This window comes from Paenarthrobacter sp. 10L420, from assembly GCF_056395385.1.
The window spans coordinates 1-13,460 of sequence record NZ_JBFTJK010000040.1 but is presented as its reverse complement, the minus strand read 5'-3'; the positions used below and the strand labels follow the sequence as shown (position 1 = coordinate 13,460).

At 59.3% G+C, this 13,460-nt stretch carries 13 protein-coding genes and 1 pseudogene; 8 read left to right on the top strand and 6 right to left on the bottom strand.

The window, feature by feature from the left end; all coding sequences use genetic code 11:
* The 5 genes from AC1DD5_RS25250 to AC1DD5_RS25230 all read left to right on the top strand — a co-directional run.
* The coding region (locus AC1DD5_RS25250) for an LLM class flavin-dependent oxidoreductase (RefSeq protein ID WP_477523069.1) at window positions 1–757 on the top strand (757 nt) is incomplete at its 5' end.
* Window positions 758–865: 108 nt separating this feature from the next.
* Complete coding sequence (locus AC1DD5_RS25245; protein WP_477523068.1) at window positions 866–1,675, top strand: enoyl-CoA hydratase/isomerase family protein; 810 nt, start codon at window positions 866–868, stop codon at window positions 1,673–1,675.
* A gap of 17 nt (window positions 1,676–1,692) precedes the next feature.
* Window positions 1,693–2,913: a CaiB/BaiF CoA transferase family protein gene (locus tag AC1DD5_RS25240; protein ID WP_477520277.1), complete on the top strand. Its 1,221-nt coding sequence runs from the start codon at window positions 1,693–1,695 to the stop codon at window positions 2,911–2,913.
* On the top strand, window positions 2,910–4,322 hold the full coding sequence (locus tag AC1DD5_RS25235) for an alpha/beta hydrolase fold domain-containing protein (protein ID WP_477523067.1): 1,413 nt from the start codon (window positions 2,910–2,912) through the stop codon (window positions 4,320–4,322). Before AC1DD5_RS25240 ends, AC1DD5_RS25235 begins: the two co-directional genes overlap by 4 nt.
* Window positions 4,323–4,367: 45 nt before the next feature.
* Window positions 4,368–5,435 carry a flavin reductase gene (locus tag AC1DD5_RS25230; protein WP_477523066.1) on the top strand — a complete coding sequence of 356 codons (1,068 nt, stop codon included), beginning with the start codon at window positions 4,368–4,370 and terminating at the stop codon, window positions 5,433–5,435.
* A 1,103-nt stretch (window positions 5,436–6,538) separates the two neighbouring features.
* Here AC1DD5_RS25230 and AC1DD5_RS25225 read toward each other — a convergent pair.
* The 3 genes and pseudogenes from AC1DD5_RS25225 to AC1DD5_RS25215 all read right to left on the bottom strand — a co-directional run bounded on the left by AC1DD5_RS25225 (window position 6,539) and on the right by AC1DD5_RS25215 (window position 8,231).
* Window positions 6,539–7,390 carry a substrate-binding domain-containing protein gene (locus AC1DD5_RS25225; protein WP_477523070.1) on the bottom strand — a complete coding sequence of 284 codons (852 nt, stop codon included), beginning with the start codon at window positions 7,388–7,390 and terminating at the stop codon, window positions 6,539–6,541.
* 27 nt (window positions 7,391–7,417) lie between these two features.
* Window positions 7,418–7,834: pseudogene (locus tag AC1DD5_RS25220) on the bottom strand (LacI family DNA-binding transcriptional regulator); the annotation flags it as partial.
* A gap of 70 nt (window positions 7,835–7,904) precedes the next feature.
* On the bottom strand, window positions 7,905–8,231 hold the full coding sequence (locus AC1DD5_RS25215) for a hypothetical protein (protein WP_477523065.1): 327 nt from the start codon (window positions 8,229–8,231) through the stop codon (window positions 7,905–7,907).
* A 1,149-nt stretch (window positions 8,232–9,380) separates the two neighbouring features.
* Between AC1DD5_RS25215 and AC1DD5_RS25210 the strand changes: the two genes are divergently transcribed.
* Together AC1DD5_RS25210 and AC1DD5_RS25205 are read left to right on the top strand one after the other, a co-directional pair.
* Window positions 9,381–10,343, top strand: a complete 963-nt coding sequence (locus tag AC1DD5_RS25210) for an NAD-dependent epimerase/dehydratase family protein (protein WP_477523064.1) — start codon at window positions 9,381–9,383, stop codon at window positions 10,341–10,343.
* 68 nt (window positions 10,344–10,411) lie between these two features.
* Window positions 10,412–11,164, top strand: coding sequence for an SDR family NAD(P)-dependent oxidoreductase (locus AC1DD5_RS25205; RefSeq protein ID WP_477523063.1), 753 nt, complete (start codon window positions 10,412–10,414; stop codon window positions 11,162–11,164).
* 622 nt (window positions 11,165–11,786) lie between these two features.
* On the opposite strand, the gene AC1DD5_RS25200 is transcribed toward AC1DD5_RS25205, so the two are convergent.
* The 3 genes from AC1DD5_RS25200 to AC1DD5_RS25190 all read right to left on the bottom strand — a co-directional run bounded on the left by AC1DD5_RS25200 (window position 11,787) and on the right by AC1DD5_RS25190 (window position 12,767).
* Complete coding sequence (locus AC1DD5_RS25200; protein ID WP_477523062.1) at window positions 11,787–11,987, bottom strand: hypothetical protein; 201 nt, start codon at window positions 11,985–11,987, stop codon at window positions 11,787–11,789.
* Window positions 11,988–12,076: 89 nt separating this feature from the next.
* Window positions 12,077–12,409, bottom strand: coding sequence for an acyl-CoA dehydrogenase family protein (locus AC1DD5_RS25195; RefSeq protein WP_477523061.1), 333 nt, complete (start codon window positions 12,407–12,409; stop codon window positions 12,077–12,079).
* A gap of 76 nt (window positions 12,410–12,485) precedes the next feature.
* Window positions 12,486–12,767, bottom strand: a complete 282-nt coding sequence (locus AC1DD5_RS25190) for a hypothetical protein (protein WP_477523060.1) — start codon at window positions 12,765–12,767, stop codon at window positions 12,486–12,488.
* Window positions 12,768–13,258: 491 nt separating this feature from the next.
* On the opposite strand from AC1DD5_RS25190, the gene AC1DD5_RS25185 reads away from it, so the two are divergent.
* A partial coding sequence (locus tag AC1DD5_RS25185; RefSeq protein WP_477523059.1) for a hypothetical protein occupies window positions 13,259–13,460 on the top strand: 202 nt, incomplete at its 3' end.

The window sequence follows — 13,460 nt, the reverse complement described above, 5'->3', positions numbered from 1 at the left end:
TCATGTGTCGGGGGGCCGGTTCGGGATCAATGTCGTGGCGGGGTGGTTCCCGGAGGAGTTCGCCATGTTCGGCCTCACCCAGCGGGAGCACCAGGCCCGGTACGCCTACGCTGATGAGTGGACGACGCTGTTGAAGCGGTTGTGGACCGAGGACGCTGGGTTCGATTTTGAGGGGGAGTACGTCAAGGCTGTTGATGCGTTCTCGGACCCGCACCCGTTGCAGGACCCATATCCGGTGATTATGAATGCGGGCACGTCCGGTCCCGGCCGCGAGTTCGCCGCCACGCACAGTGACCTCATTTTCGCGTCCTTGCAGGACATGGCGACCGCGCAGCGTCAGATTGCCGAGATCAAGCAGCAGGCGCGGGTCTCGCATGGTCGTGAGGTGCGTGTTTTCGGGCGGGTGCACATCGTGTGTCGGCCGACCGAGCAGGAAGCTCAGCAGTACTTCCGCTGGGTGCACCGCGACAACGCGGATGTTGCCGCGATCGAGAGGTTGCTTGCGGGGGTTTCCGCCAACTCGGACAGTTTCGACGTTGATCCGGAAGAGCACGCCAAGACCATCGAGCGGCTCGCTGCCGGCCGTGGCGCAATGACGATTGTTGGTACCCCTGAGCAGGTCGTCGCATCCCTGCTGGAGCTGACCAACGCCGGACTCGACGGAGTGGCCATCTCCTGGGTCGACTATGACGAGGGGCTCCAGCAGATGGAAGACGACATCCTGCCCCTCATGGTCCAAGCCGGCCTCCGCCGCTAACCCGCACCACACCGACCCCCCGCCACCCGCGGCGACGGTCGGACCGCCCGGCGGAACTGCACCTATCCCGGTGCAGCCACAACAGCCTTCAATGGAGAGGAACACCATATGTCGAGAAGCGACACAGCAGTCCGGACGGACGAGCAGGTTCGACTATCGCTACAGAATTCTGTGCTTCTGATCGAGATGGTGCGGGACGGCAACCGCAATGCTCTGACGACTGAGATGAAGCTCGCACTCAGCGAGGCCCTCATCGAGGCTTCCAAGCCCGAGGTTCGCTGCGTAGTCATCACGGGAACCGGTAAGGCGTTTTGTGCCGGAGGCGATGTCAAGGGCATGCATGAACTGCAGTCTCCCGACGCGGCGAACAAGGCGATGCGCCAACTGCACGAAACCATCGTTCTGCCTTTGCTGCGGCTGGCTAAGCCGACGATTGCAGCGGTCAACGCCGTGGCAGCCGGAGCTGGGGTCGGCCTAGCTCTTGCTTGCGATTTTCGCGTGGTGTCGAGGCAGGCGGATTTCGTCTTGGCATTCAGCCGTATTGGGCTTGTACCGGATTTCGCCGTGTCCTACACGCTGCCGCGCCTGGTGGGCGCAGCGAGGGCCAAGGAACTTGCATTCATCAAGGGACGATTGACGGCCGAGGAAGCCAGCCAGTGGGGACTCGTCACAGAGCTCTGCGCACCGGATGCCGTCCTCGGACGTGCAATGGAACTTGCCACACAACTTGCCGCTGGTCCGACTGTTGCGCTCGGTCTCACCAAGCGCATGCTCGACGATAGTCTGTCGTCCGACATCTATGAGGCGCTACAGCTTGAGGCAGAGAGCCAGCGTGACGCCTGGTCAACTAAGGATCACGAGATCGCGCGTAACGCGTTCATCCAGAAGAACGACATGCCGTCTTTTCAAGGTCGATGAAAGGGTACTCCAGAGAAATGCCTAACGAAATGATTAATGGTCCGCTCGCTGGACACCGCGTGCTGGACTTCACGCAGCTAATCGCGGGTCCCTCGGCGGGTGTGATGCTCGCAGACCTCGGGGCCGAGGTGATTAAGATCGAACGGCCAGAGGGTGAACTGGGGCGCAATGTGGGACCTGAAGTGGGGATTCCCGCTATCTTCGCCGCGTATAACCGCGGCAAGCGGGCGCTTGCGGTAGATATCAGAACCCCCGAGGGTCGCGAGATCGTCAAAAGGCTTATCGCGACGAGTGACGTTCTCCTGCAGAACTTCCGACCCGGGGTGATGGATCGGCTCGGCTTCGGCTACGAGGCAGTAAAGGCATTGAACCCCCGCATTGTATACACGTCGTTATCCGGGTATAACCCGGACGGTGCTGGAAGGAACTTGCCAGGCACTGACGCGGTATTGCAGGCACAGTCCGGGTTGATGGCGATTACGGGACCTGAGGAAGGCGAGCCATATAAGGTCGGCATCCAGGTCGTCGATGCAGCCACCGGACTTGCAATCGGCCAAGCTATCCTCGCTGCTCTACTCCAGCGCACGTCTACCGGCGTGGGTGCTCACCTACGTGTATCACTCTTCGAGGTGTCGACCTATGTGCAGAGCTCTGCGTTCGCCATCGCCTCCCGCTTTGGCGAAGAGGTTGAACGTGGGGGCAACACAGCTGGTGCTCTGGGTGCTCCGACGGATATGTTCCGCGTCGCAGACGGATATTTGCAGGTAGTCGCTTACTATCCGGATCAGTGGAGGAAGCTGTGTGATCTCCTGGAGATTCCCGAGATCCATGACGACCCCCGCTTCGTCACCAATGCCGATCGAATCGCCAATAAGAAAGAACTCAAGGGGGTTCTCGCGCCGATCTTTGCCCAGAAGGGGCGGGCGGAGTGGGCGAAGCTGCTCGGTGAAGCGGGCATCATTGCTGGGCCTGTGCGCTCCCATCTGGAAATCGTTCGTGACGCTGAACTGCGCGGTTATGGAGATTTCGCCTGGGTTGATAACGACATGACCGAGCCGCATTGGTTGCCGTCTACACCGTACCGCTCCAGCACGTGGGATCGGGTCGCCTCATACCGCCCGCCGCGGCTCGGGGAAGACACGCTGGAACTTCTGGACGAAATCGGGTTTGCTCCTGAAGAAGCTCAGGCGCTCCAGGAACAAAAAGTCATTTACGCACCGAGCAAGGAGAGTGTATGAGCCCTCGAGTGTTCGCCAGCATTGACGAGTTCGCATCGCAGGTCGGCAATGACCTCGGAAGCGCCGATGGACCCGTCATAACGCAGGCAATGATTGATGAATTTGCTGCCTTGACCGGCAGCGACGACTGGATACACACCGATCCCGTCCGAGCGAAAAATAGCAAGTTCGGCGGAACGCTCGTGCACGCCGACCTGGTCTTGTCAATGATCCCGCGCCTGATTGACCGAATCTTCAAGGTGGAGGACGTCACCCTTGCGCTGATCTACGGCAGTGAACGCGTGCGAATCACGCGGCCGATCCCGGTCAATTCGCGGCTACGCCTTCACGCTTCGATGCTCGACGCGACCAACAAGGGCGACGGCACACGCGTGACGCTGAGGATTGTCGTAACACTTGACGATCTCGAGCAGCCCGTGGTCATCGCCGAGCCGGTGTACTGGTATTCGAATGCTCCAGAACACGCGCAGGAAGTTGCAGAACCTGCCGAAGTCGACACCGCCGTTCTGGTCGATCGGGTAGTGGCGATGTTCCGCGAGGGGTTTCCTGCTGAGCGTGGGGGGAGCTTGGAACAACAGCGCGAGGGATTTGAATCGGTCCTCGCTCAGCTACCCATCCGACATGAAGCCTCCATTACCGCAGCGACCTATGGCGGCGTAGACGGGTACTGGGTTCAAGCGGCAGGCGCTTCAGAGCGTCGGACTGGTGTCATGCTGCACGGAGGCGGGTACGTCATGGGTTCGGCGAAGGGGTACTGTGCGTTTGCCGCGGAGGTGTCCCGGGCGACGGACGCGCGGGTCTTCGTGGTCGAGTACCGCCTCGCTCCGGAGCACCCTTTCCCAGCAGCCGTCGAGGATGCGCGCCGAGTGCTTGCAGCCGCCATCGATGAGGTCGGGCCGCAGTCATGCTTCGTGATAGGAGACTCCGCGGGTGGGGGACTGGCGCTCAGTTCACTCGTAGAACTACATCGCGTGGGGACGCCCGTTCCCTCGTGCGTCGTGCTGGTGTCGTCACTCGTCGATTTAACGGTCACGAATGCCAGCTACGAAGAGCTTGCGAGCATCGATCCGATCTGCGCGCAAACGGGTACCCGTCGAAACGCGGGACTCTACCTTGACGGTAGAGGACCTGAGGAGGCTCCGGCAGCGTTTCCCATGCTGGCGGACCTTGGTTGGCTGCCGCCTACGCTATTGCTCGTGGGAAGCGCGGAAGTCCTTCGGGACGACTCGCGCAACCTGACCGCCAAGCTCCGCCGCGAAGGCGTGCATGTCGACTACAAAGAGTACGCCGACATGGTGCACGTCTGGCCTCTGTTCTCATCGTTCCTGCCCCAAGGGCAGCAGGCACTGGACGAGATCGGTGCGTTCGTGAGGGCGCAAGTATCTAGCCAGTTATCGCCAACTAGTTAGTCCTCCGAAGCGTTATTCGAATCGCTTCACGACGAAAGGTATCTCATGGGAAACGAAGCGCCGGCAATCGCCGGAGATCTCTTTAGGAACGTCCTCGGTCACTATCCAACCGGGGTATCCATCGTTACCGCCGACGTGGCCGGTAGTGGGCCTGTGGGCATGGTTGTGGGCACCTTTAACTCTCTGAGCCTCGACCCGCCCTTGGTGTCGTTCATGCCCGCCAAGTCATCAACCAGCTGGCCAAAGATCCAATCATCAGGCTATTTCTGCGTGAACGTGTTAGGTGCCAGCCAAGGAGAACTGAGTCGTCAGTTCTCCGCCCGCGATGGGAAGAAGTTCGAGGGTGCTGACTGGAGGCCGGCCCCGACCGGATCCCCCATTTTGAGCGGCGTCACCGCATGGGTCGACTGCAAGATCGAGCAGGTCTTCGACTCGGGCGATCACGAGATCGTGGTCGGCAGAGTAATTGACCTCAACGTTGAGTCCGACGAGTTGCCAATGACGTTCCTGCGTGGTCGCTTTGGGCAGGTGCATCTGCCGGACCCGTCGCCAGGGAATGGTGCGGGTGCAACCGCAGCGGATGACTCTTCGGCGAAACTCGCCGAAGAGGTGGCCGAATTGCTGGGCCTGAACGCATTCGAGGCACGTGCCTGGGCCGAGACTCGTGAGCAGGTCATAGAGCGGTTGTTGGTCGGGTTTCTCGAGGTTCTGCTGAAACGCTTCGACGAGCGGATTGAGGATTCCAGTTCTGCAGACCAGCAACTGCAATCGCTCATAAGGGCATCCCTTGACAGTCTGCGTGATTATGCAGCGGCAGCAATCATGTTTCAGAGCGAACGAGCAAGTCTCACTCTCGGGGCGTCGAAGCGGCTGAAGGGACTGGAAGAGGACTTCCGCAACCGCTGGACAGCGGTAATTCAGCGCGGCACGAGCAGCGGCGTGTTCTATGAAGCCGACGCAAGAATGGCGCAGCAGTTCATTTGCGATTCGTTGTTCTCAATCGCTCGGTGGTTCCGTGACGGAGGTCGATTGGAACGCTCAGAGGTCGAAGACGCCTTCACAACATTCGCACTCAATGTTGTTCGGCCCTCGGACCTTCCTCGGACGCAATAGAGCAGCGAGCGAAGCTTATTTGACCCGAACCGTCCCGTTGTTTCTTGTGCCGGACTACTTGTCCGCTGAGGACACATGTGCGGTTTCCTGGCCCGCGCCGTGCGGCTTCGGCTAGAAATTTTGGAACCGGGACGCGCCCGGCATTCGCCACGCAGGCAGCGCAGTGGACGTCCAATGGAAGAGAACCCAGTGTCTCGTATCGGTACAGGCAGAGGGGTTTCGTCGATGTGTAAGGGGTCCGCCCTAATAGATGGTTGGCCCCTCACCTCGACTCGGCTTCCATGCTCTGCGGATGCAGCAGCTTGTGCTGCATCACATCGGTGCCGTTTGGTCGCATACTGGACATCAAGATCCTCGTCCAGCATGCTCCCGAACGTGCCGTGATCATCGACATTTCAAACTACTACCCGCATCGCGACGGCAACATCGCGGCGACGGCAACATCGCGGCACTGGACGACGGATAGGTGGAGAGAGCGATTAGGTCAGCACCCAGTTCAGCCAGCCGATAACGAAGGCTGGGAACGCCATCTCGTCTGGCTCGTTTGCCTCCAAGGCGACTCCAGGGGGTCATTCCGATCGCGTTGCAATCCCCGTTGCCGTAGTCTACGAAGACGAACGGGAACAGCCATGTCGCTCGTCGAAGAAACAGGCTTCGATGCCGTCTGCGCAAGCGGCAAATCTCCAACCCTCTAGCGGCTGCCAACCCGTATGACCGGATCGTTCGACGAGACCTGTTGGTCGAGGTGAACCCCGTGATCTTGAACGACAAACCCGCTTGAACGACACCCCCTGCGGGTGTCAAAGCCATGAGCAGTCGCTTGCCCTGGCGTCGATGCTCCACAGAGTTGATCCACGCGACGCGTCTCGGCCCAGACGACGTTCGCCGGTTTGGACCGTGTCACGGCAGCCTTGAGCAGTCTGGGCGCGCACGCATTCCCGAGCCTGCTCCAAGCGATTTAGCGAACGTTCGCATTAGCCAAGACTGCATGAGAGTATCGCCGCTGTGCATTGACACGAGTAATTGACCCGACCGGTGCACCACAGCGCTCTGACTTCCGGTAGGTCAGTCGACGAGGGCTGCTGCTCGCGCACGCCTCACATCTACTGCGACTCGGCTGGCACGTGGGCGGTGGAGCCTCGAACGATGAGCTTCCCCTCGAGCCGTCGCCGCTGTGGAGAAGGCCCTTGTGTTCCCTCAATCCGCTGCAGGAGTAGCTCTACGCTTATCCGCGCCATGTCTGTAATCGGCTGATATACCGTGGTTAGGTCGTACGCAGCCCAGCCCGAGATCGGGATGTCGTTGTACCCGATCACCCAGAGGTCCTCCGGAACACGTATGCCAGCCTTGCGAGCGGCGTCGAGTACGCCGTAGGCGACGAGATCATTGACGCAGAAGATCGCGTCGGGTTTGCGCTTGCTATTCCAAAGGTGCTCGACTGCATCCTCGCCGGAAGCGTAGAAAAGGTCTCCGTAGAAGACGCGACTTTCGTCTATGGGGGAGCCGAGGCTCGCTAGACGCTTCCGGAAACCTTGCTCGATTTCACGCCCTGGGCTGAACGCTCGACCCCCTACCCACGCGATATTACGACGACCATTCTGGATCAGGTAGTCAGCTACCCGGCCGCCGCCTTGGACGTTCGCTCCGGCCACCGTGTCCGTTGCCACGCCGCGGATCGTGCGCCCCATGAGCACGATCGGTGCACCGGCATCTATATCGGCCTCAAGCTCCGGCATGTTATCGACTGCTGTGGTGTAGATCAGGCCGTCGACGGACCGCTCGCGCAGCGCCTGCAAGGCATCCGGGGCGCTACCGTCAGCATTGGCGAGCCATACACTCAAACGGAGTCCGTGACTGGACACGTGTTCGTGCACCTGCCCCATCACTTCCAGGGAGTACAAGTTGACCGGCGTAGCCACGACGACCCCGATCGACCTTGAGCGTTGGGTACGCATTGCTCGAGCAGAGGCGTTAGGCACAAACCCAGTTTGATTAAGGACCTCCGTGACCGCGGCACGGGTCTTCGCCGAGACATTCGGGTGCCCGCTCAGGACGCGCGACACTGTACTTTGCGACACGCCGCTCAGCCGCGCGATGTCTCTGCTCGTTAATATGGCTTTTTCACTTGTAATGGTCACAACACAGATACTAGCGTCGAAACCTGCCCAACACAGTGTTCCTCGGTGTCTAATGGCGTACGTATTCAAGAATCGTCGCGAGAAAGGGCTTGCTGGCTTGCTCTCCGGGGCGATATTTGTCACGGATTTGCGTTCGGTGGGCGTTAGGCTGCTTGTTCCGCTTCTGGTTTTCGGAGGGCCGGTTGGTCCACCGGCATCGGGCGAGGAGTTTGGGACCGTCGTTTTGGCTAGCGTCCTGGTCCTTCGCCGCGCGGGCGTCATATTTTCCGTCCTTTCTACGGCCTTGCCGAAAGCGATGCCGTAGTGCCATCTGCGGCGGTGCGCAGGCCCTTCACCAGTCCACAAAGCCGGCTATGAATTCCCGGGCGTCGCGGAGGGAGCAGAACCGCTCCGGGAAGGCCGGGCGTATCTGAGGGTCTTGAACTACGCCCCCGTACGGGCTATCAATGCTGGCTCGCGGACTTGAGTGCGAGAGAGTGACTTCCATGTCGGCCAGCAACGCAGCGACGGTCTCGGACGTCGTCGACGTCCTGTGTTCGGCATGGACCATCTGCGGCAGGCCGTGGATGCCGACGATATACGGGAGGGGATATCGATCGTGTAGCGATCGAAGTATTTGCGAGTGCGGGAGCCGGGGCAGATTGACGGCGGGTGGCACCGTGGCGCGCGACTCCAGTCAGGCCTGGGCTGCACGGGTAGCGATACCGGCAAATGTCGGGTTACGCGGGTACCTACTAGCGCTTGTTGAACCAGGGCTGCTGCTCCTCCTCCTCGGAGATGTCTTCCAAGAGCTGCCGTACTTTTTTCCATGATTGTCAACGCGGTTCAGTCCGGGGCAGCTTGCGTTCGCTCACCCACGCCGGCGTGTTGTACGGGCGATTTTGGCTTGCTGCGCGGTAAGCTTGCACTTTCTCGGTGGGCTTCTTGCCCTTGAGGACCCCTGCTCGCGCAGTCGGGGCCACTCTGGGATCAGAGATGATTACAGGCCCTGCTCCCGCAGGTAGGTCCCTCCCTGATCGCGTTCGCAGGCAGCCTCGTACGCGTCCAAATGATCAAGCTTCTGCGCCGGAGTAAACAACAGCCTCGGTGCCGCACCTCCGGCAAGGGGACCAGGGCAGCTCCTGCTGCTATCTTGCCGCACCGGGGCCAAATACAAGCTGGACATGCAAAATGAACTACTGACGTCCCTCAGACTGATCACCGGCTTTTCGATCTGCGTGCCCATCGAAAAGCCGGTCCTCCGACTCCGCGCAATGTTCGCACCTGTCAAGTTTGTGGCTGATTCGTGCCCGACTTCCCCGGCCACCTCACGCACGACATCACGACGTCGTTTGTCACGGTTGGCCAAATCAGGATGCGACCTACACTTTCGTGTTCGATCAGCCCTGATTATGCGAGACCATCTAACGACTAGCGCTTTGACTGACATCGTATTCAAAGTCCCGGTTGCCTTCAGTGTTCGCCGTCTAAGAAACCCACGGGTGCAGGTTTCTGAGTGATTGACATCGTATTCAAGACAGGGTAGCGTGTTGGTCATCCCACAGACGCTCAATGGTGCGGCGCCTGAGTCAGGCTACTAATCGCCTCGATAAGAACTCTCAATGGTGAACGGCTCTTTACGAAATTGAGCGAATGACACACAGTCCATCGCAGTATCAAGCACATATCGAGTGGACCCAGGCGAGGCGACGGTTCATACGCGCGGCAAACCGGTCTTGGCTGGACGGGACTAAGAGGTTGAACGAAGCACCGAATTGACGGGGTACTGCCGAGCGGCAGTTCCTGCATACAACAAGGGAGTCTTTAGTTGACGGACAGTATTCTCGTCACGGGTGGCACTGGGCAGATCGGTGCGGAAGTCGTGCGACAGCTTGTAGGACTAGGCCATCGGGTGGTCGCGCTGGACTTCAAAGTCAACATAGCCAATATCGCGGATGTCATTGACGACGTTGTGGTAGTGGAGGGTGACATTACTGATCTCTCCTTCTTGATGAAACTCGCTCGACGCGAGAATGTCACTCGAGTGCTTCATCTGGCGGCATACCTGGCGGTTGAGTCCAATGCGAATCCGATGCGAACAATCCACGTGAATATTGTTGGTTCTGGAAATGTTCTAGATACAGCTGTAGCCCTGGACATGGAGCGTGTTTGTTATGCCAGTACGGTCTCCGTCTTGGGGCCGCAGGGGATGTATGGAGACTCGCTGGCAACGGAGGACTCACCCACGTCACCAATGCATCTGTACGCCGCCAGCAAGAGGACTGTTGAAATAACCGCTGACGCCTATCGGGATCTCTTCGGCCTGGATGTCGTAGGTATCCGACCTGTTCTCGCATACGGGATGGGCCGCTACACGGGCGGCATGGGGGGATTCAACTCAATGATCCGTGATGTGGCACTGGGCCGTCCCGCCGTATTGAACCAGACCAAGAATTTGTCGAGTCGGATCCAGCTGATCTACAACGCTGACATGGCCCGCGCCTTTGTGGCGGCCATGGTCGGCCCCTCCACACCGCTGTCGCTCTACAACGCCCCGGTAGTGGAGACGATCACCTGGGGTGATGTGATTCACACACTTCAAGAGTTGGTTCCTGGTGCGCATATTTCCCACGAATCCACTTCCGGAGATTGGGAAACGGCGCTCATCGACGGCAGTGCGGCACAACGCGATCTGGGCGTGATACCGCAGACCGATTTCCGCGCCGGCGCGGCCGAGATGATTGCGCTATTCCGCGAACAGGAATCGAACACCTCCCGTAGCTTGACGTGAACTGAGCACCGGGAGTCTGTCGCAGATGCCCAACACATGTGATTGATGATTTAAGTCGAAGGAGAATCGTGGAACTAAAAGACGCAACGGTGCTTGTGACGGGAGCTGCATCCGGACTGGGCGCGGCAACTGTGAATGCTCTCCTCGCAAGAGGCGCCACTGTGGTAGGCATTGATTTGCCTTCCGCTATCGAACAGGCTCCTAGCAAGGATCGACTGACATACGTAGCCGCGGACGTTACGAACGAGGATGAGGTGAGGGCGGCGCTCGATACTGTCGGAAATGGCGTTCTTCGCCTTGCTGTCAATTGCGCGGGGATCGGACCGGCTCGTCGGATCCTGTCATCTAAAGGCACCCACGATCTAGCGACGTTTCAGCGAACAATCGACATTAACCTCGTTGGCACATTCAATGTGATGCGCCTCGCTGCCGAGAAAATGTGCGAAAAATCTGCGGATGAAAACGGCCAGCGCGGCCTCATCGTCAACACCGCGTCCGTTGCGGCGTTCGAAGGCCAAATTGGACAGATCGCATACTCAGCATCGAAGGGTGGAGTCGCCGCGATGACAATCGTGGCCGCTCGAGACCTTGCACGGTCCGGAATCCGGGTGAACACGATTGCCCCCGGCATAGTAGACACTCCGATGCTGGCTACCGTGGCTGACGACTACAGGGCGCGGCTCGCCGCCGGAGTTCCCTTCCCCCAGCGGCTCGCGCGACCCGACGAGTTTGCGCAACTCGTCATGATGCTCGCCGAGCACGACTACATCAACGGCGAAACGGTGCGTATGGACGGAGCGCTCCGCATGGCACCTCAGTAGCCCTCAGTCACTTATCCCGGTGTACTTCTTTGACGCACCGAGCCCTCCGCTGCACGGCTCGAACGAGACCAGAATGGCCTACTCCCCAGTAGTTCCCGAAAGGAGCAGATCTGGGCGTCCACAGCCCCGAACGCCTCATCAGGGTCGCCGCTGCACTCAACCATCGGCCACGCGAAGTCTTGGGTTGGAGAGTCCCATGGAGCACCTGGCTAGGATGTCTTCACCCGCGCTACAACCTTGAACCGGTGCAACGACCGCTGAATACCGCCGCCCGCGAAATGGCTCACTTTTCGACCACCGCTGACATACGGCAGATCGTTGAGGCGGTTGGCTGCTCCCACCAGGACGTGTCAACGGCGCAGAAGGCCATCAAGGGCGCCGCGTTACGCCGCTACGCCTTGATGCGATGTCGGATGGCGAGCTGGCGGGCCTCTTCCCGGACGGCCGGACCAAGGTTTGGACCGAAAACCATATGACCGATTTCGCGGCGGTCGTGAGGCCATGCGAGTTCTGCCGGTTTAGGGACATGGGCCTGGATGTGTGGCTCGCCGCGCATGTGGGGGCGTTTTTGCCATGGGAGGTGTCCCAGAATCGACTTGCCAAATAATGCGCTGATCGCCACTCACCGGAAGGCCAAAGACGAATCGGCGGTGAACACGCTCAGCAGGCGTGTGATCGGTACCTGGCCGAAGAGACGTGGACGCCGGATGGGTGCGAATACCGAAGCAAGGTCATCCCATTTCTTCTGGTCTGCACCGGAAGCGTACTTGTTCTGGACTGGCTTGATCTGCTCGATGGCAAACAGCTGATCGGCGAGGCTCATCGCGAGCGGGGTAGACGCTAACAGTCCTTCTCCCTGGATTTTGTACAGCCCGGATGAGTTACTCCCACTGCTAAGCAGTGAGGTCTGGCTTACGGTGACCCGGGCAGTGCGCTTGGAATCTGAAGGAGGTTCGCGACCGTTGAGTAGTGCATGTCTGGGGTACATTCCCCGATCAGGAGCCCGGCTGCGTTACGCGGATAGATCTCAATGCCTTCTGAGCGCTGGTAGCCGCGTCCGCCATGCAGAGTCATACATGTAGTCGCGATGTCGACGGCCATTTCGGTTAGGAAGGGCTTCAGACGGTGGTCCACGACGGCGTCGCCTTGGCCGGCGTCGACGAGTTGTGTTGCGTCGTAAAGCATCGTTCGTCCTGCTTCGATGTTCTGTTTCATGCGCACGAGCTTGTGCTGAAGAGCCGGCACCACGCAAGTGGCTCGTTTCGGACCATGCGCTCACGCAAGAATGCGTCTGTCTTTTCCCATACTCCTTCAGCAATTCCTAGAACCATTGCTGAGATGGGGTGCGTTGATACTTTGCTTGTGCCGGTGACGTCGATGAGTTGGCGGCCTTCACGAGTTCGCTCAGGTCGCGGACATACTCCGCTGCTATCCCTACGTCGGTCAGTTCGAAGCGGTTCCAGGGTGAACCAACGCCCATCTTCGGCATCGGGCTCACCTTCACATCCGGCTTATCGGCGGGTATCCAGCTGAAGGTCGTGATATACCAATCACCGTCTTCCCGGCGGATGTACGTCTCGTGGTACGCGCCAAAATTGTGCATATATTTCACCGGTGGCCCGGCCGGGAACAGTGGTGGCTCTCGAACCGGAACCTCGCCGTGGCGGTGGCATCCGAGGTCAGTACGATTTACGGGTCCAAGACGTGGTGCAGCATTACATGGTCGGCCGGGAGGCCCACGTGCTCGGAGTAAATAGCGTCACGGCCGACGAGGTGCCACTTGACCTTAAGAGCAGATTCTTTGAAATAGTCAGCAATCGTGCTGGTAACAGGCTCTTTGGTGAACGGTTGGAGCGGACTCGGAAAGTCAACTATGAAATCGGATGCAAACAAGTTGGAATCGAATCCATTGAAAGCCATCCCGGAGATTTCCTACTAGGCAACGACTGCAGCTACGCACAGGCCTTCTATGAGGCCCCTCGTTCACGTATCGTATTCAATGCTGCTATGGTATCGTATTCATAAATATTGGGCTGTGTGGCTGTCTGGGTTGTTTCGGGCGCTGCGCACGATGAGTTAAGTCGAGGTGGAGTCTTGTCAGCGAGGACGGAAGAGATGTTGAGCGTGCCTTCGGAGGCGGTGGATGTTCGTGTGGACAAGTGGTCAACACCGGTTTTGAATGATGAGAATCGGTTGAAGTTGGCGACGTTCGCTACCAATATGCGTGGGAGTGTGACGCTTGCCAATGTGGAGGGCAAGGTCCTGGGCAGTTGGGAGGAGAGCCTTCGGTTGGCGC